The following is an 18,236-nucleotide window of genomic DNA, read 5'->3' as shown; positions in this document are numbered from 1 at the left end:
GACTGACGATATAACTGGTTTCGAGCACGCTTAATTGGCTACTTCATCCACTTCTGGATAAGAATAGATACGACTATCAAGCCCATACTTTGCATCATGGGCATCGCCTAGCCTATTATCCAACAACCAAGCAATAACTTGCTCATGTACTCTATCGCTGTAGATTAAATTCATGTGATTGACTCCATAAAAAATCGCCTTATGTCCCTCTGGTACTGCTAGCGTATGCTCTTCGGTATATTCGCCGAGCGCTGATTCTACTGAGACCAACCCGTCCCCAAGCAAACTTGTGGTCTTAGATTCATAATGAGTTTCAATCAAAGCTGCCGCCACTAAATAGGTATTCACATGCAGGGGCAAACGCGTGGGATGACGAAACTCTGCTGGCAGCACGCTGCGCCCTTCGGTAGACTTCCAATCAGCATCGCGAATACTGCCGTAACGTAAATCTATAATACCGGCGCTACGCAAGTCGCCCAATTTAGCCAATGATCCTGCAAAAGGTAGCTTAGCGATTTTATCTTGAACAAAATGTCCAATCTGCTCCAAGCTTGCGCCATGATGCGGTGAGCCTAAGGTGACAAGATTGCCCACGCGTTTGACCCAGCTAAAGCCTTGCTCTTTACCATAAAATAGCGCACTACGGCTCAATAATCCACCCATACTATGACCGATTAAATCTATTTGAGTGACGTCGGGATTACTCTCAACCAAATCTTGCAAGACTTTTGCAAAGCTACGTCCGTTGCTAGAAATACGCCGACCCGTATTATAGTTTAAATACAGAACCGTCGCTTTTGGCAAGTGATTGACCAACGCTTCACCCAAATTTCCTTCTCCAGATACCTGCCAGCTCAAATGACTCATACAAAGCCCATGGCATAAAATAATAATACGCCCGGACAGCGCGCCACTTTGTACACGATTGTATTCATCGTATAACACCATCGATACTGCCAATGGATTGTGATGAGTAATAAGGTGATCGCCCATGACGCCATTTAGAATATTGACCAAGCGACGTAAGTTTTTGGGTAAAGGTTGTATTTTTTTGGGTTTGGAAACAGTGTTATAAAGACGCAGCCCTGAGGCAAGATTATTGCCCACCAATTGCATCGTATAACGCACCGTGCCATAAATCCGCCCCGTGATACCGCGCTGCCAGTGCTCAATATTGCCTTTATTAAACCGCCCTAAAGGACGCAGCAGAATCTCACGATGGATAGCCTCTACAATATCAGTGACTTCTACCACGCCCATCGTTGCCAACTGAGCCAAGCCTTCAAAAAAATCAACCAACGTAATAGGCTGATGCGGTTTGCTATAACTGTTGTCCACCGTCTCGGCGCTCAGCTCATCGACATAGATATATTCGAGTTTCGCCAACTCTTCATAGACATCGCCCTGAAAACCTTCACCAGTATCCGACTCAACAGCAGTTGGACGCCGAGTGGTGGCAAATAAATCATGAATGGTTTCTAAAGGTTTTGGACTGGGCATAGTGTTAACATATCAAGCAGTTGAAAGGATTTTCCATACTATCCTGTAATTGTCATAAACAGAAGAGAATGATTTAACTATCAAGTATTTTTATTGTCAAAGAAAGGCGCTATCCCTTAATACCTATCCCTTAATACCTATCCCTTAATACCTATCCCTTAATACCTATCCTCCAAAATACAAAATCCCAAGCCATGACTTAGGATTTATGTGTTGAGAAAGACACATCATTACTCATGCAAATGTCTAACTAGACAAACGACTCTGCCAGTATGACGTCGCCATCTTCACGCGTAATCATTACGGTCGCTGAGCGCGGCGTACTGCCTCCAGCAATAGCACCCCAAGTATTACCCGGATGCTGAATATTGATAAATAAGGTTTTAAAGTCAGGAGCCATGGTAATACCTGTGACTTCACAGCCTTCAGGACCGACAAAAAATCGTTTGATATTGTCATTACTAGCAGGCATCCCAACTCGTGTTTGTTGTCCCGCTGAGGTCGTTATGGCTGTCCCATCACTGACTTTACCCGGCAGCGCCGCCAGTAACATACAGCTGCTGGTATCGGTATAAGCGCCGTCATCGGTCTGAATCCATAATACGCCACGCGGATCGAAGTACAAACCATCGGGAGAAGACAAATCATTGCTATCATTTAACTGTGACAAATTTTCTGCGGCCAGATCATAAGGCGTGGCAAACAAATAAATGTCCCACTCAAAACTCATGGCCGCATGATCGCCACCTGCTTCTGCCCAGCGAATGATATGACCGTTGTCATTACCTGCCGCTTTTTCACCTGCTTGATAGCTACGCGGATTAGAGGCTGACACAGGTTGGTCTTCGCGTACGCCGCGATATTTATTATTGGTCAATGTGACGTACACCTCACCAGTCATAGGGCTAACCGACACCCACTCTGGTCGATCCATTTTGGTGGCGCCGACCACATCTGCTGCGGCACGAGCAAAAACCAACACCTCATCTTGCCCATTAAAAGGCAATACCGTATTGGAGGCATCCAGTCCGTTTCGACTATGGACGAGTGCTTTCCACTCACCGCTGCCATCTTCATTAAAGATAGCAACATAGAGCGTACCGTCATTCAAATACTTATCGCCTGCTTTTAAGCCACCACCGATATCACTATTTGACCATGTGGCTTTGGAGACAAACTTATAAATATATTCGCCGCGAGCATCATCGCCCATATAAAAAACCACCGGTTTGCCTTGTTCAACGGGCGCATAAGCACAGTTTTCATGGGCAAAACGTCCCAGTGCCGTACGTTTTTGCGGCATAGAGTTTTGGTCAAAAGGGTCAATTTCGGCGATATAGCCAAAGGTATTAAAGCCATTACGATAATCGTCAGCAGCACTGGTACCGACGGCGGTCATATCCCAACGCGAAAACTCATCGGCTATCTTGGCATCTTTGGCTTCAGGTGTGTGCCACAGATACTCCCAGCCTGGGAAATCCTCTGTTGCACCGTAGCGCTCGCGACCATAGTTTTGCTCATCACTTAATTGGCTAGCATCTTGCCCACGGGCGAATACCCCTAAAAAGTTCTCTTCGGTGGTCAGATAGGTACCCCAAGGTGACAAACCTGCACCGCAATTATTATTGATGCCGCGCGTCTGAAAACCTGTCGGATCAAACTTAGTCTTGACCAAATCAGAGCCAGCAACGGGCCCTGTCAACTGCGCCGTACTACTACTCGTGAGACGGCGATTATATTTCGAATCAGCCACCATCTCATAGCCCATGCCATCAGCGCGGCGTTTCATCTCGACCACTGCTACCCCATGGCAATTGACTTCTCGGCGCACATCGCTCGCGAGGCGACGATTTTGAAAGATGGGCGCGGCGTTGTTATCTTGGATCACATGATAGCCAAACGGACTCAGCTCACTACTGTTTACATATTCATGATTCATCACCAGTAGCCCATTCTCTGCCGCTTTGGCATCATATGCACCTCCCTTTTTACCAAAAAACCACATACCATCATGGTTGTCACCCATACGCCATTCAAAGGACTCGGCCGACTGCTCTCGATTGTCTTTCCAATCATCGATACCAGATATCAGCGGCGTACCCAGTGGTAATATCATCTCGGCTTTATAGCCTGCTGCTACGCTCATCGTCTCGGCAGTTGAATGCGCTACGGCCTTAAATTTTAGGGTTTCAGGACGTTTGAGATCGCCTTGAGCCGGAATAGCTGCATCATTACCATTCTCTACGATAGGGCTGCTACTGTCATCATCGTCACTACAACCAACCAAAGGGAGCGCCCCAAAAAACGCGGCTGCTGTCAATCCTGTGCCACCTTTGAGGATACTACGACGGTTTAAACGACGACTAATAATGGTTTGAAAATCGATATTGTCGGTCGGATTAGAATCTTCAACGATTTCATGGGCAAGTGGTTGTTTATTATTCAATAATGTCATTATCAGTCACCTTGCTGTTAGGCTGGATTAGCAGAAAAGAGTTGATCGCGGCTTTACAATTATCACCACAAAAATACGAATTACGCCTAAGTCTACCGAGAGTTTATGACAGAACGTTGAAACATAGATGACAGTCTCATGACAGCACTTTGTGAGCACCTCATAAAACGAAAAAATCCCAAGCGTTAACTTGGGATTTTATGATGGCGTCGCTGCATTTGACGACTGATAAAATAGTACTGCTACAGAAATCTATTGAACCTTAGCCTGCCATTCATGGGCACCGAGCTTCAATTTTAACGCATCGCCTGCTTGTAATATGCCAACGCCGCTCGGCGTTCCAGTCATAATCACATCACCTGCTTGTAAGCTAAAGGCATGGCTAATCTCTGCCAGTAATTCATAAACTGGAAATAGCATCAAGGCACTATCACCATCTTGCTTCAGCTCATTATTGATATAAAGCTGATATTCGACATGGCTAAAATCACCAAACGCTTGCGGATCAATCCAATCAGCAAGCACACAGGCACCATCGAAACACTTAGCACGCTCCCATGGATGACCTTTTTCTTTGAGCTTACTTTGCAAGTCACGTAAGGTCAAATCCAGCCCCAAGGTCACGCCACCAATCGCTTGCTGTGCTTGTTCAAGCGTGGCTGCCGATAAGTCTGCTGCTAATTGTACACACAGCTCAGCTTCATAATGGGTCTCACCATATATCGCTGGATTGGGACGGACGATATCATGACGCACACTGACCACTGACGATGCTGGTTTCATAAATAAGATGGGTGATTTTGGTATCTCATTGCCAAGCTCGCGGGCGTGTTCCGCATAGTTACGGCCGACACAGACCACCTTGCCGATGGATGCACGTACGCTATCGTTAACCATTGCGATGCTCGTGTCATCATTGACACTGGCAGCAATCGCATTGATTAAAGACATATGGGGTGATTGGCTCATACTAGACACTCACAGCAGATTATTGATAGGTTGGTCATACATACTGCACTATCTGTCGTTATTTTTCTAGGGCTTATCTTCATTTTAAAAATAGTCATAAAAATGAGATAAATGGCAGTTAAACAAAATAATAGCGGGTTAATATTAAGATATTAACCCGCTATTTCATTGATTTTTTAGCATTATTTTGAGCCAAACCATTAAGGTATGGTATTGGTCATTACATCAGGTGGTACATAGCTTGTGTGGCGATTCATTCTTTTTTCAAACAACCTAAAGCTAAATAGAATCACCCATGATAATAGAAGGTAAATAATACCAGCAGCAAAGAACAGCTCCATCAAGGTATAAGTTCGCGCACTAATGGTTCGAGCGACACCCGTAATATCCATCAAAGCGATGGTCGACGCAAGCGCACTGCCTTTTAGCATAAAGATCACTTCATTGCTATAAGCTGGAATGACAATACCAAAGGCACGGGGTAAGGTAATACGCGTAAGCTTCTGCCATTTCGACATACCGATAGCGTCAGCTGCTTCGAGCTCACCAACAGGAATGGTCTGAATCGCACCGCGAATGATTTCTGCCAAATAAGCACTGGTATTCATAGTAAAGGCAATGATGGCACACCAATACGCTTGACTGAGCACAGGTTCCCATAAGAACGAATTCCGTATCGCCTCAAACTGTCCTAGACCATAATAAATCAAAAATATCTGTACCAGCAGCGGCGTGCCACGGAAGAAGAAGATATAAGAAAATGGTAGTATCTGTACCAGCCAATTTTTTGACAAGCGCAACTGGGCTAACACCAAACCAAAAAATAGACCGATAATACCTGAGATAACCACCAGCTGTACGGTCAATACTGCCCCGTTTAATAAATCAGGAATACTATCAAAAATGACCTGCCAATTCCAATCCATAGTATCTCTCCTCTATCCTATGGTCGATTGACGGTGGGTTGACTGACGGCTCAGCTTTTTAGCGTAGCGTGCCGCTGGATTGGCGCGCCATTCGAGCCACATCATAAAACCAGTAATCAACATGGTTAAACCCAGATAAATAATCGCCGCTGCCATATAAAAAGTAAATGGCTGCTGCGTTGATTGAGCGGCACGTGATGCCTGATACATGATGTCTTTGAGACCCACGACCGATACCAATGCAGTATCTTTGAGCAACACCAAAAACAAATTGCCCAATCCTGGCAACGCAATCTGCCAAACTTGTGGCAAAGTAATGCGATAAAACGTCTGAAAAGGACGCATACCAATCGCTTGCGCCGCCTCCTTTTGCCCTATCGGAATCTCTTGGATCGACATGCGAAAAATTTCAGTCGCATAAGCGCCAAACGCGATAGACAACGCCATCACGCCACCCCAAAAGGCACTGATCTCAACATATTCGTTATAGCCGAATTTTTTGAGAATCGTCATCAGCAGCATAGAGCCACCGTAATAGATAAACAGTACCAATAGCAACTCTGGAATACCGCGCATTGTCGCCGTATATACAGTCGCAATTTTACGCAGCAGCCATACATTGGACAGCTTAGCTGTGGCACCGAGCAGCCCTAAAGCCATGCCGATGACTAAACTGGTCATGGCAAGCTTGATGGTGACGGTAGCGCCGCTCAGTAGTAGCGCGCCAAATCCTTGTAAATCAAACACAATTATCCACTCAGTCTCTTTATATTAGCAATTTGCAAAATATGAGTTAAAAGAATCAGCATCAATCGCTGAGCGCTGCTGATAAGCGTATTTTATACCAAATAGACCTTGGTGCTTTGCGTCATAGATCGACGTCAAATCAATACGATTATTGCGGCGGAAATTGACACAGTAGAAATGAGCGCTGATTTTATCATATTCGCTGCCAGCTATGTTAATACTCACACGTAAAAGCAGTGCTTAAATAGACGCTTATCTTCTTAAAATCACATTAGATTAGTCATATTTTTACAAACCGAACAGTCAATATCACAAGACCAAACTATTTTTTATAAAAAACAAAAAAAGGATATCGCTATTGAAGCAATACCCTTCCTATGAAATGGAATTCAAATTAACCTAGGGCGTGTCCTCAATTCAATTGATAGCAATCTAAATGAGCTAAAAATGGTTAAATCTTGCCAAACATCGTCAAATAGCTAGGTAATATCTCGATATTATCTGCACTATTTTCCTTGTTTGACTGCAATTTACCTGATTTTTATCACCATTTTTAAAATGAGGACACGCCCTAGTAAAAATCACCATTCTCACGATTACGATGCAACAGTGCTAAATGTATTTTAAGACTTATTCAGCAGGTTTTTCTGTCGGCTCAGTATTGACCGTTGAGCTTGACGCTGGAATCGCAAAATATTTTTGATTGATTTTATCGTAAGTGCCATCCGCTTTAATATTGACCAATGACTTATTAATTTTTGCTTGCAATGCATCACCTGGACGCACCGCGATGGCAAAATTATCATTGATGTCAATCTCTTGACCTTTGAGCGCATACTGACTGCCTGAGGTGGAGCCAAGCCATTCTAGCGCTGGCAGCTTATCAGACACCATCGCATCGACACGATTCGAACCCAAATCCAAAAACGCATTACTTAGTGTGTCATAAAGCTTCATATCAGCATTTGGATAAACCTTTTCTAACCACTGCGAAGAAATGGTCGAGCGCTGAGCGGCAATAGAATGCGCATTGATATCATCGCTATTGCTAGGATCGAAGCTGCTGTCTTTTTTGGCCAAAAACACCAAGGTATTGCTAAAGTACGGCTCTGTAAAACTGACTTGTTGCTCACGCTCAGGCGTCACCGACATGGCGGCCACAATCGCATCGTACTTACCCGCTTTTAGACCCGGGATGATACCGTCCCAATCTTGCGCCGTGATTTCACATGTTACCTTCATATCGGCACAGATAGCGTTGGCAATATCAACATCAAAACCACCAAGGGTCCCGTCCGCATTGGTATAATTAAAGGGAGCATAAGCGCCTTCGGTACCAATACGTAACACATCACCCGTCGCTGCGGTCTCAGCGGCGTCTGGGCTGACATCATCATTTACATCATTTTGACCATTGCTACACCCTGCTAAGGTTAAAAGCGCCGCCATCGCAAGCAAGGGCGCTGAAAAACGTCGCGCCTTGATGCCATTGATAACGGATGCGTTCGCGATTGCACGGTGTTGGTCAAAATGGTTATTCATGATCATCCTTGGGGTTTGTGAGTAAAATAACACTCATCTCTATGAGTGAATATCGCCATACGTGACAGCCATATCAGCCGAGCACAGAGATGAGCTATGATATTAGTTAGTCGCCGCTTCAGCTGATTCTTCTTTCACTTCAACAGCATCATCACCTTCAACCACCATCACTTCTTTTACGTCGGTGGTTGCCACGGCTTTTTGCGCAGCAGCGGTAGAGCTGGTGCCAAAATAGCTGCCTGTGATTTGATCATAAGTACCGTTTTCTTTTAATTCAGCCAACGCTTTATTGAATTTAGCGACCAATGGATCGCCTTTACGAAGCGCGATACCCATGGCATCTTCGTCGGTGCTGATTTCTTGTCCTTTCACTTCATAGTCTTTACCAGCATCCGTTTTGAGCCAATCGATGCCAGTGACTTTATCGGACATCATTGCCCGTACGCGACCTGAAGTCAGATCCAGATACGCATTGTCTTGGGTATCATAAAGCTTGATATCAGCATCTGCATGTTCATCCTGCAAGTACTGTGAAGCGACGGTTGAGCGCTGTGAGGCAATGGGCTGACCTTTTAAGGCATCGACGCGAATATCATCACCTTTTTTACCAATCAAGATAATGCCGGTGTGAAAGTACGGATCAGTGAATTCAACCACTTCTTTACGCTCAGGCGTGATCGACATACCTGCGATAATTGCATCGAATTTTTGGGCATTTAGACCAGGAATGAGACCATCCCAATCTTGTGAGATGACTTCACATTTCGCTTTCATTTGTGCACACAGAGCATCGACCAGCTCAATCTCATAACCAATTAACTTGCCATCAGCATCGGTATAACTGAACGGCTTATAGCTTGATTCGGTGGCAATTTTTATGTTCATAGGTGCATCGGCTGTGGTGTCAGCTGCCGCACCATCTTCTGGCGTGGCGCTATTATTACAACCAGCCAGCATAAGCATCGCGGCACTTAATGGCGCAAGCCAAAGCGCCTTAGTTTTTAATGATGATGTCATTGATATTGTCATGTTTGCTATTCCTTCATTTTTCAATCAGAAGATTATTGACCAAAGTTCGCTTGCTCAAGACGGGCCAGCTCACCGTTACTACGGATTTCGCTGAGTGCTTTATTAAAGTCGTCTCTGAGTGCGTCACCTTTACGAACAGCAATGGCAATATTGTCGTCATTGTCAATTTCGTCACCAACGATACCAAAGCCTTCAGGGTTGTCTGCCAACCATGATTTGGCAGAGACTTTTTCCGCCAATACCGCATCGCTACGACCAGACTTTAGATCCAGATAAGCATTGTCATAATTGTCATACAACTGCACAGTATTGCCGTCTTTGCCTTCATAGTTATCTTGTAAATAAGCGCCAGGCGTGGTTGAACGTTGACCACCAAGTGTCAAGTTTTTGATCGCCATAGGATCAAAACTGCCTTTGGTATCGGTCAGCCAAACCATCGTATTGGCAAAGTAAGGCTCGGTAAAGTCGACTTTTTCTTGACGCTCAGGTGTAATAGACATACCCGCAATCACTGCATCATACTTTTGTGCTAAAAGACCCGGAATAATACCATCCCAATCTTGAGCGACGATTTCACATTTGGCTTGCATCTGTTTACACAAGGCATTGGCAACGTCAATATCGTAGCCTGCCAAGCTGCCATCAGCATTGGTGTAGTTAAAAGGAGGGTAAGCACCTTCGGTCGCGATACGAATGGTCTTGCCAGCCGTTTCTGCTGCAGTGGCGTCAGTGTTGCTATCAGTAGTTTCATTAGCCGGTTGACTACAGGCGCTCAGCATCAATGCGGCGGTAACGGTCATCGATGACCACAATAGGCGAGAATTCGACATCATACATTCCTTAAATTCTGATGGGTTTTTAATGTAGGGTTCTGATATTTTGTTCTCTGACGTCCCTGCCAGACAAGCAATATAGATAGCAGAATACACAAGCAGCCGTCATTATCGACCACCTGTAAACCTTTTGATAATACCTGAGTAAAATATCAAAAACAAACGTTTTACATACCGACTGTTATTAACGAGTAATAAACGGTCAACGCTGCTTACTAAGCAGTAATTTTATGCTTAAAATAAAATGACGATAGGGTGGTAAGAATATTACCACCCCATTTTTGCATATAAAACGGATACTAAATACGAGGCTAGTTCTGACGATGCGACGCCATAAAGTCTTTGACACGCTCAGAGGTAGGATTATCAAAAACTTGCTCGGGCGTGCCCATCTCTTCAATCACGCCTTGATGCAAGAACACCACTTTGCTTGATACTTCTCTCGCAAAACGCATCTCATGGGTGACGATAAGCATAGTGCGCCCCTCTTCTGCCAACTCACGCATGACAGCGAGCACTTCATTGACCAGCTCAGGATCTAAGGCTGAGGTTGGCTCATCGAATAGTAGCACCTGTGGCTGCATGGCAAGCGCACGGGCAATAGCGACACGCTGACGCTGACCGCCAGATAAATTCGCTGGATACGCGTCTTTTTTATCAAGCAAACCGACTTTATCAAGCAGCTTTTCAGCATCGCTAATGGCTTGATCTTTTTTAATCTTTAAAACCTGCGTTGGTCCTTCGATGATGTTTTGCAAAATCGTTTTGTGCGGCCACAAGTTAAAGTTTTGGAAGACAAAACCCACGCGCGCGCGCAAGTTTTCCAATTGCTTGATATCGACCGCTTGCAGCTCACCTGACTTGGCAGGCTTGAGCATCAGCTCATCATTACCGATAATAATACGACCTTGATTGGGCTTTTCGAGCAAATTAATGCAGCGCAGCAAGGTAGATTTACCTGAGCCTGATGAGCCCAAAATAGAGATGACATCACCGTCATATGCGGTAAGGGACACCCCTTTTAGCACTGCCAATGAGCCATAGCTTTTATGGACGTCTTGTAAATCTAAGGCGATAGGCCTAGTCGGATCTTTTGCAATATCAAGCATGGTTCAGCAGACTTCCAATAAATATGAGTGAAAACACGAATAAAAATAAATAAAAAATAGCGGCATAGGCAGCATAAATAGTATCAGCATCAATCATAGCATTATCGTGATAAGGCAATGATTCGTGACACAAATAGAAAAAATGTCACATTGTCTCTTATTACACAGCAAAAAGGCAAATCCTGTATTGAACCAGATGCTCAATCAACGCTGAATCAATGCACAATCAGTGGTAAATAAATATTAATAAGCCACTAAATAGCTAACACAAAAAAGCCCAGACTGTATTTACAGCGCTGAGCCTTATTTTATCACTTTCGTGTACTGGGCGTAGTTTTATCTGATTATCTAGTTTTATTCGCTTATATCATCAACTAATGATAACCAGTTAATCAAAGTAGCGATTTAATACGTTGAGACATGTTCTTCGCTCTCAGTGCCGTCCAGCACTTCGGCGTCATCTGCTGTTGCCACCGCCACATCATCATTACTACCCACTGCCATGCCATCATCGGCGCTAGCAACTGCAATATCATCGCCATCGCCTGCTGTCGCAACACCAGTAGCTTCATCCTCTACTGCTGTTTGTGCATCAACGGCTGGAGCAGTTTCCATAGGCGCTTCTTCTTTCTTACCGCAAGCGCCCAATGTCAATGCCGCGGCAACCAAACCAACTGTCAGCAAGCTTTTACGCGTGGTGTTGTCGATAGTGTCATTTCTAATAGCCATTTTTATTCTCCATCATTATTTCATTTATTGAATTGTATTTGACGAGCAACCATTCGTACATGAATGTCTGCCCTTTAATTGCTTTTTGATGCACCGTTAAGCTCTACTATACGTATGATTAATGCTAGCTACCTTAGTAGTTACAACGCAGTTCTGTTAAAACCACGTAACCGAAAGTTTGCGTTTTTGCTTTCTCTGAAATGATGTTTGTATCATGAAGTGGCAAGGACTCAGTAATGGTAAAGTCAGTAAAATGACGCGACGACCATGCTCATAAACGCTATGTAAAGCAGGCACTGTTCACAAAATCATCTTTACTATCGCCTCAATCTCCTCTATGTTAAATAGCATAATACCTGACAGGTATCAAAATCATCTTTTTGCCACATTTTCGCCTTTTTGGGCGCTTTCATTTTCTTAAAACATTTATAACATAAGGAAAATAATTTATGAGTCAATCGAATACCACAGACGTTACTGCCTATATGCAAGCTGTTGGCAAACAGGCACGAGCTGCTTCGCGTGTGCTGGCTGCGGCAAACACTGGTGACAAAAACTCAGCATTAATGGCGATTCATGATGTGTTAAAAGAGGCCAAATCAGATATCTTGGCCGCCAATAAAATCGATATGCATAATGGACAAAGCAACGATTTAGAGGCAGCCTTACTGGATCGCTTAGAGCTAAATGATGCCCGCTTTGACGGCATGCTCCAAGGGTTAAAAGACGTCGCCTCATTACCAGACCCTATCGGCGAAGTCACTGACATGACCTATCAGCCATCAGGGATTCATTTGGGGAAAATGCGGGTGCCGCTCGGCGTGGTCGGTATGATTTATGAGTCACGCCCTAACGTGACCTTAGAAGCGGCTTCATTGGCGCTAAAATCAGGCAACGCTATTATCTTGCGCGGCGGCTCTGAAGCGTTTGAATCCAATCAAGCAATCGCCAAATGTATCTTGGAAGGACTACAGAAAGTCGGGCTGTCTGAGCACAGTGTGCAAGTATTACAAACGACCGATCGCGCTGCTGTCGGCGAGCTGATTACCATGACTGATTATGTCGATGTCATCGTCCCACGCGGTGGCAAAGGATTGATTGAGCGTATCAGCCGCGATGCTCGCGTTCCTGTCATCAAGCATTTAGATGGCAACTGCCACACCTTTATCGATAGTGATGCGGATGCCGAAATCGCCATCAAGGTCAGCGTCAATGCAAAAACCCATCGCTACGGTACGTGTAATACCATGGAGACGCTATTGATCGACGAATCAGTCGCGGGTGAGCTATTGCCAAAGATTGCCGAAGCCATCATCGCCGCTGATGATGCGATGCAATTGCGCCTTGATGATAAGTCGCAAGCCATCTTAAATGATAATGCTAAGCTTGCTGGACATTTGTCTGCGGCCACTGCTGAGGATTGGGATACCGAATATTTAGCGCCTATCTTAGCGGTAAAAGTTTTGTCAGGTATTGACGAAGCCATTGAACATATCAACACTCATGGCAGCCATCATACCGACGTTATCATTACCGACAACTATACCAAGTCGCAACGCTTCATCCGTGAAGTCGACTCGGCGAGCGTCATGATTAACGCCTCTAGCCGTTTTGCCGATGGCTTTGAGTATGGATTGGGTGCCGAGATTGGCATCTCGACCGATAAAATCCATGCTCGTGGTCCAGTAGGACTTGAAGGTCTCACCTCACAAAAATGGATCGTGTATGGTCATGGTGAGACTCGCGCCTAACGTCTTATCGCTTAGCCTATCATCCACTCTCTCATTTAACGTATAATCCACAAAAAAACGCCAGCTCAATTGCTGGCGTTTTTTAGTAGTGTCAAATATGTTATATATGCGGTATTAAAACTATGTATATGATAGAAGTCATGCGGCACGATAACAAAACAGGCGATAGGAAAGTGGGCTTATGCAGAGTGGTAAAATCAAGCACTGGAATTCAGATAAAGGCTATGGCTTTATCGATGTAGACAACCAAAGTGAAGACGTGTTTTTTCATGTGAGTAAAGTGCGATTATCACAGCCGATAACCATCGGTCAAAGCGTCTATTTTAATAGTGAGCGTAATGATAAAAACCAACTACGAGCCACTGAAGTCACTTCCAACGAATTGAGTATTTTAGCCACTCCAGACTCAAATATAACCAATCACCATTCAAATACTAACAGCCGAAACAACTCTACTGATAATAACAAAAACTCGCGACACACTACCCGTGACAATCGCCATAGTCAGCGTGGCAACCAAAACAAGAGAAGCTTAGGCTCTACCCTATTTAGTTTGATTGCTCTTATTACCGTCGCTGTTTACTTTTTTGGTGATTTGTCGTCTGGGTTTTTGACCGATAGTATTGACCCAACGACGGTATCACAAACCTCATCAGAGGCACAGCCAGCAAAGATAAGCGGCGTCACGGGCGATGCTCAGATAGACAATACCATTGTCCTTATTCAACGAGGCGGGCCTTTTCCTTATCCTCATAAAGATGGCACGACATTTTATAATCGTGAGGGCAGATTGCCCACGCAGTCGCAAGGCTACTACCGCGAATATACCGTGCCGACCCCTGGCGTGTCACATCGCGGTGCACGGCGTATCGTCACAGGTGGTCATCCGCCGACCGTATATTACTTAACCGTTGATCACTATGATAGCTTTCGCAGACTGGACGTAAAATAATATGAGTAAAGCCATCCACTATATTAATCTGGGTTTTGACCAAGATATTAACCAAAAAACTACAGCACTAAATGCTAGCATGCCCGCTCAGACTGTTAACATACCGGTAGACGAGATACTTAATAAAACCACATTATTAACAAACTTAGCCAATGCCTGTGATTTTCCCAGCTATTTTTCACATAACTGGGATAGCGCATGGGACTGTTTAAAGGACAGCGAAGTGACTCACCTGATGCTGGATCTAACAGCGGTGAAAAAAATAAACACCGAAGATTTTAATGTTTTCAAAAGCATCATTGAAGATGCCTACAGAGATTTTGGCAAGCCGCAATTATGGGTTATTATGCCGTCCGTGGATGATGCCTAGTCGCCAATCACCACACAAACCTGAATTCGAGATAAAACCATATTTATCCCGAATTCAGGTTAATTTATTTTTATAGAAAGGATTAATATATGGAAATTACCCTAAACGGCTATTACACGCTGATACTAGCCACTCTAGTGCTGCTGCTTGGGCGCTTTTTGGTCAAGAAAATTAAATTCTTAGAAGATTTTAACATTCCAGAGCCTGTTGCTGGTGGTTTGGTCGCGGCAATAGTGGTCTATATTCTAAATATCATTTGGGGATATAGTTTTAACTTTCATCAAGGATTACAGACGGCTACCATGCTGATGTTTTTTGCCTCTATTGGTTTGAGTGCTGATTTTAGTAGACTCAAAGCCGGTGGTACGCCATTGTTGATTTTTACCATCGTTGTGTCCGTTTTTATCGTCTTGCAAGATGTCGTTGGTGTGGCCATGGCAAGCGCGTTGGGACTTGATCCACTACTTGGATTAGTGACAGGTTCTATCGCCCTGACTGGTGGTCACGGTACGGCAGGCGCTTGGGGTATCACCTTGGAGCAAGATTACGGTGTGGTCGGTGCAACGACACTTGGTATCGCCGTTGCCACCTATGGCTTAGTCGCTGGTGGTATCATTGGTGGTCCTGTTGCCCGTCGTCTGATTCAAAAGCTGGGGTTAAAACCAACACCCGCCAATCCCAATCCTAGTGACATCGAAAAAGTCGCTGGTGCGCAGTCGCTTTATAGCACCAAACATGATGAAGATTCAGCGAGTAGTAATAAAGAAATTTTCGAAAGACCTGATAGCATGCGCTTTATCACGGCCTCTTCTACTATTGAGACATTGGCATTGTTTGCCGCAGCGTTGGCTTTCGCCGATGTCATGACGCTTGTTGCCCAAGGCACGTGGTTTGAGCTACCTACCTTCGTTTGGGCGTTGGCAGGTGGTGTGATTATTCGTAATGTCTTAACCACTATCTTTAATTTTGATATGTTTGATCGCTCTATCGACGTATTTGGTAACGCTTCTTTGAGTCTGTTCTTAGCCATGGCGCTGCTGTCATTAAAGCTATGGCAGCTGACTGATTTGGCAGGCCCTGTGTTGATTATCTTACTGGTACAGACTGTCATTATGGTCGTTTATGTCTATTTCATAACCTTTAAGGTGATGGGTAAAGACTATGATGCAGCGGTCTTGTCAGCTGGACATTGTGGTTTCGGTATGGGTGCGACGCCTACGGCGATTGCCAATATGCAGGCAGTCACGGATCGCTATCTGCCTTCGCCTAAGGCGTTTTTGATTGTGCCAATGGTTGGTGCATTCTTTGTCGATATCGTCAACGCGACGATCTTGCAGATATTTACTAAACTGCCGTTTATGTAATTTGATAAGCAATAAAGTCGAATTAACCTGAATAAGGCTGGGCTACGCTATCGTAACCCAGCCTTTTTTATTGGTTATTCAACCTTCCTATAAAGGTATGATTGAACTAAGCTAGATCATTACCTAGTATTGAGAGAATGATATGAGTAAAGACAAACTTATCAAATTATCGAAGGAAGAGGAAGAAGCGCTGTTAGATAATTTGAGAGATTATATGAGCGAAGAGTTTGATTTGGATATCGGTAATTTGCCTGCCAAGTTCTTATTCGATTTTATGGTGGACTTGATCGGCTCTAAAATATATAACCAAGCCATCGATGATGCTGAGCCTTGGTTATATGAGAGATTTATGGGCATATTAGAAGACAGTCATGCGTTGAAGAAAGATTAGCTACTATTTTCTACGACACATAAAAACCGCCTAGCCATTCAGCTAAGCGGTTTTTCACATCAAACTAAGACGCTCAAGTTTTAAAGTACTTCAAGTAACAAATACTTAACGCAAATTTTTATATATTAAAGCGTAAACCTAACCACATTGAGCTTGTTCTCTTCTGCAAACTCAAATAACTTATGAACATGATTTAAATTCTCAAGAAACGTATTCAAACCTTCTTGGCTCTCTGCTTCGTGGTAACCGATGTCGTGTACCAATTTTTTTAAGTCTGTCGCGGCAAACGCTTTGACAATCTTAGGCACGACGGCCACATCATATAATAGCCTGTCATGCTGCTCATGCAGAGGCGTGTTGTCTGCCAAAAATAACAGATCGCACAAGGCGTAATGTCCCTCTCCCAACAGCTCAATCAATTCTTCCGTATAGTGTTCAAAAGATGCTTGTTTCACATCCAAGTATTGGTTGTCACGATTTTCTCTTAGCTCATCAAGTGTAATACTACCATTTAGCATACTTGCTAAATTTTCCTCACGAACACTACAAAAACAAAATGACATAGATGTAGAAATAGGCATCGTACTCCCCTTATCTGTTATTAAAAATAAAAACCACCTAGCAGAAGCTAAATGGTTCTTTCTTCAGTTCAATGAGATTGTATAAAAGATAGGTCGCAGGTTAAGTAATCAATAGCGAGTATTATTATGTAAGTAAGATAAGTAAAACCCACAGTCTTGACTGATTTGCTCATCTGTCATTTTAGCGCTTTTCTTTATACTGAATTTTCACCTGCTACAGATTATTAATCGCGTTTCACTGAATTATCTAGCTAGTTTATCTAGCATGGTCGAGAGCCATGCATTGTTATCTGCAATATACGTGTCCCCTAGTGCTAGGATCTCATCAGCCGCTTGCACAGAGTCAGGATGATCAATCATCGCTTCTTGTATATACGTCTGTCCATGTGACACCATATCTACCATACTCTTGTTAGTCACTTCAAAATGACATTGCCAACCAAGCACCCACGTACCTAATTCTTTATGCTTTGATGTTTGATAAACAAAACCTTGATTGGCCCAAGTATGTGACGTTGCAATTGGCATCGCGCCTTTGGGACACTCAAAACCATCGCCATGCCAATGAAATACAGTGAATTCATTCTTTGGCAAATCTGCTAGCAGCGGATGCGCAAGCCCCTGTTCGGTCAATTGAATGGGCAGCCAGCCAACCTCTTTTATGCCTGATGGCGCAACTTTCGCCCCCAAGCTATCTGCAATCAGTTGTGCACCCAAACAAACACCAATCACGGTTTTTCCGTCATTAATACTTTGCTGAATGAAAGATTTTTCATCAGCTAGCCACTGAAAGTCACTTTCATCATGAATGCTCATTGGTCCACCCATAACGACTAACCAATCAAAACTGTCTTGCGCGGGTAATGGTTCATTTTTATAAAAACGTGTGACCGTAATACTATGGCCTCGATTATCTGCCCACTGCTTGATATGGCTGAGCTCTTCAAAATCAACATGGTAAAGAGCATGAATTCGTAGCATCATCAAA

General features: G+C 44.0%; 17 protein-coding genes. 5 read left to right on the top strand and 12 right to left on the bottom strand.

The window, feature by feature from the left end; genetic code table 11:
• Window positions 1-30: 30 nt before the first annotated feature.
• The 10 genes from Q6344_01970 to Q6344_01925 all read right to left on the bottom strand — a co-directional run bounded on the left by Q6344_01970 (window position 31) and on the right by Q6344_01925 (window position 11,839).
• The gene (locus Q6344_01970) at window positions 31-1,500 is read right to left on the bottom strand and encodes a hypothetical protein (protein WLG14147.1); all 1,470 of its coding nucleotides are present in this window, start codon (window positions 1,498-1,500) and stop codon (window positions 31-33) included.
• A 250-nt stretch (window positions 1,501-1,750) separates the two neighbouring features.
• Window positions 1,751-3,955, bottom strand: coding sequence for a PhoX family phosphatase (locus tag Q6344_01965; GenBank protein ID WLG14146.1), 2,205 nt, complete (start codon window positions 3,953-3,955; stop codon window positions 1,751-1,753).
• Window positions 3,956-4,207: 252 nt separating this feature from the next.
• Window positions 4,208-4,852 (bottom strand): fumarylacetoacetate hydrolase family protein, encoded by a 645-nt coding sequence (locus Q6344_01960; GenBank protein ID WLG15113.1) that lies wholly within the window; start codon window positions 4,850-4,852, stop codon window positions 4,208-4,210.
• A 272-nt stretch (window positions 4,853-5,124) separates the two neighbouring features.
• Window positions 5,125-5,850, bottom strand: a complete 726-nt coding sequence (locus tag Q6344_01955; GenBank protein ID WLG14145.1) for an ABC transporter permease — start codon at window positions 5,848-5,850, stop codon at window positions 5,125-5,127.
• 12 nt (window positions 5,851-5,862) lie between these two features.
• Complete coding sequence (locus Q6344_01950; GenBank protein WLG14144.1) at window positions 5,863-6,597, bottom strand: ABC transporter permease; 735 nt, start codon at window positions 6,595-6,597, stop codon at window positions 5,863-5,865.
• Between the two features lie 630 nt (window positions 6,598-7,227).
• Window positions 7,228-8,109, bottom strand: coding sequence for an ABC transporter substrate-binding protein (locus Q6344_01945; protein WLG15112.1), 882 nt, complete (start codon window positions 8,107-8,109; stop codon window positions 7,228-7,230).
• A 132-nt stretch (window positions 8,110-8,241) separates the two neighbouring features.
• Entirely contained in the window at window positions 8,242-9,168 is a 927-nt protein-coding gene (locus Q6344_01940; GenBank protein ID WLG14143.1) for a transporter substrate-binding domain-containing protein, read from the bottom strand.
• A 32-nt stretch (window positions 9,169-9,200) separates the two neighbouring features.
• The gene (locus tag Q6344_01935; GenBank protein ID WLG14142.1) at window positions 9,201-10,001 is read right to left on the bottom strand and encodes a transporter substrate-binding domain-containing protein; all 801 of its coding nucleotides are present in this window, start codon (window positions 9,999-10,001) and stop codon (window positions 9,201-9,203) included.
• 311 nt (window positions 10,002-10,312) lie between these two features.
• A complete protein-coding gene (locus tag Q6344_01930; protein WLG14141.1) occupies window positions 10,313-11,110 on the bottom strand; it encodes an ATP-binding cassette domain-containing protein in 798 nt (265 codons plus the stop codon).
• Window positions 11,111-11,515: 405 nt separating this feature from the next.
• Complete coding sequence (locus Q6344_01925) at window positions 11,516-11,839, bottom strand: hypothetical protein (GenBank protein WLG14140.1); 324 nt, start codon at window positions 11,837-11,839, stop codon at window positions 11,516-11,518.
• 449 nt (window positions 11,840-12,288) lie between these two features.
• On the opposite strand from Q6344_01925, the gene Q6344_01920 reads away from it, so the two are divergent.
• The 5 genes from Q6344_01920 to Q6344_01900 all read left to right on the top strand — a co-directional run bounded on the left by Q6344_01920 (window position 12,289) and on the right by Q6344_01900 (window position 16,667).
• Window positions 12,289-13,590, top strand: coding sequence for a glutamate-5-semialdehyde dehydrogenase (locus tag Q6344_01920; GenBank protein ID WLG14139.1), 1,302 nt, complete (start codon window positions 12,289-12,291; stop codon window positions 13,588-13,590).
• A 181-nt stretch (window positions 13,591-13,771) separates the two neighbouring features.
• On the top strand, window positions 13,772-14,542 hold the full coding sequence (locus tag Q6344_01915; protein ID WLG14138.1) for a ribonuclease domain-containing protein: 771 nt from the start codon (window positions 13,772-13,774) through the stop codon (window positions 14,540-14,542).
• Window position 14,543: 1 nt separating this feature from the next.
• Window positions 14,544-14,912 (top strand): barstar family protein, encoded by a 369-nt coding sequence (locus Q6344_01910; GenBank protein WLG14137.1) that lies wholly within the window; start codon window positions 14,544-14,546, stop codon window positions 14,910-14,912.
• Between the two features lie 89 nt (window positions 14,913-15,001).
• A complete protein-coding gene (gene gltS, locus Q6344_01905) occupies window positions 15,002-16,276 on the top strand; it encodes a sodium/glutamate symporter (protein ID WLG14136.1) in 1,275 nt (424 codons plus the stop codon).
• Between the two features lie 142 nt (window positions 16,277-16,418).
• Window positions 16,419-16,667 (top strand): DUF2164 domain-containing protein, encoded by a 249-nt coding sequence (locus tag Q6344_01900; GenBank protein ID WLG14135.1) that lies wholly within the window; start codon window positions 16,419-16,421, stop codon window positions 16,665-16,667.
• A gap of 125 nt (window positions 16,668-16,792) precedes the next feature.
• On the opposite strand, the gene Q6344_01895 is transcribed toward Q6344_01900, so the two are convergent.
• Window positions 16,793-17,248, bottom strand: coding sequence for a hypothetical protein (locus tag Q6344_01895; protein WLG14134.1), 456 nt, complete (start codon window positions 17,246-17,248; stop codon window positions 16,793-16,795).
• A 243-nt stretch (window positions 17,249-17,491) separates the two neighbouring features.
• Entirely contained in the window at window positions 17,492-18,232 is a 741-nt protein-coding gene (locus tag Q6344_01890) for a type 1 glutamine amidotransferase (protein ID WLG14133.1), read from the bottom strand.
• Window positions 18,233-18,236: the final 4 nt, after the last annotated feature.

Source organism: Psychrobacter cibarius (assembly GCA_030686115.1).
GTDB lineage: Bacteria > Pseudomonadota > Gammaproteobacteria > Pseudomonadales > Moraxellaceae > Psychrobacter > Psychrobacter cibarius_C.
The sequence above is the reverse complement of the archived record's forward strand: the minus strand, read 5'-3'. Positions and strand labels throughout refer to the sequence as shown.

Bases quoted from the DNA above. Each gene is read 5' to 3' on its own strand.
- Q6344_01895 (WLG14134.1), bottom strand. From the start codon at position 17,248: ATGCCTATTTCTACATCTATGTCATTTTGTTTTTGTAGTGTTCGTGAG.
- Q6344_01955 (WLG14145.1), bottom strand. From the start codon at position 5,850: ATGGATTGGAATTGGCAGGTCATTTTTGATAGTATTCCTGATTTATTA.
- Q6344_01965 (WLG14146.1), bottom strand. From the start codon at position 3,955: ATGACATTATTGAATAATAAACAACCACTTGCCCATGAAATCGTTGAA.
- Q6344_01940 (WLG14143.1), bottom strand. From the start codon at position 9,168: ATGACAATATCAATGACATCATCATTAAAAACTAAGGCGCTTTGGCTT.
- gltS (WLG14136.1), top strand. From the start codon at position 15,002: ATGGAAATTACCCTAAACGGCTATTACACGCTGATACTAGCCACTCTA.
- Q6344_01925 (WLG14140.1), bottom strand. From the start codon at position 11,839: ATGGCTATTAGAAATGACACTATCGACAACACCACGCGTAAAAGCTTG.
- Q6344_01960 (WLG15113.1), bottom strand. From the start codon at position 4,852: ATGGTTAACGATAGCGTACGTGCATCCATCGGCAAGGTGGTCTGTGTC.
- Q6344_01920 (WLG14139.1), top strand. From the start codon at position 12,289: ATGAGTCAATCGAATACCACAGACGTTACTGCCTATATGCAAGCTGTT.
- Q6344_01910 (WLG14137.1), top strand. From the start codon at position 14,544: ATGAGTAAAGCCATCCACTATATTAATCTGGGTTTTGACCAAGATATT.
- Q6344_01935 (WLG14142.1), bottom strand. From the start codon at position 10,001: ATGATGTCGAATTCTCGCCTATTGTGGTCATCGATGACCGTTACCGCC.
- Q6344_01900 (WLG14135.1), top strand. From the start codon at position 16,419: ATGAGTAAAGACAAACTTATCAAATTATCGAAGGAAGAGGAAGAAGCG.
- Q6344_01890 (WLG14133.1), bottom strand. From the start codon at position 18,232: ATGATGCTACGAATTCATGCTCTTTACCATGTTGATTTTGAAGAGCTC.
- Q6344_01915 (WLG14138.1), top strand. From the start codon at position 13,772: ATGCAGAGTGGTAAAATCAAGCACTGGAATTCAGATAAAGGCTATGGC.
- Q6344_01930 (WLG14141.1), bottom strand. From the start codon at position 11,110: ATGCTTGATATTGCAAAAGATCCGACTAGGCCTATCGCCTTAGATTTA.
- Q6344_01970 (WLG14147.1), bottom strand. From the start codon at position 1,500: ATGCCCAGTCCAAAACCTTTAGAAACCATTCATGATTTATTTGCCACC.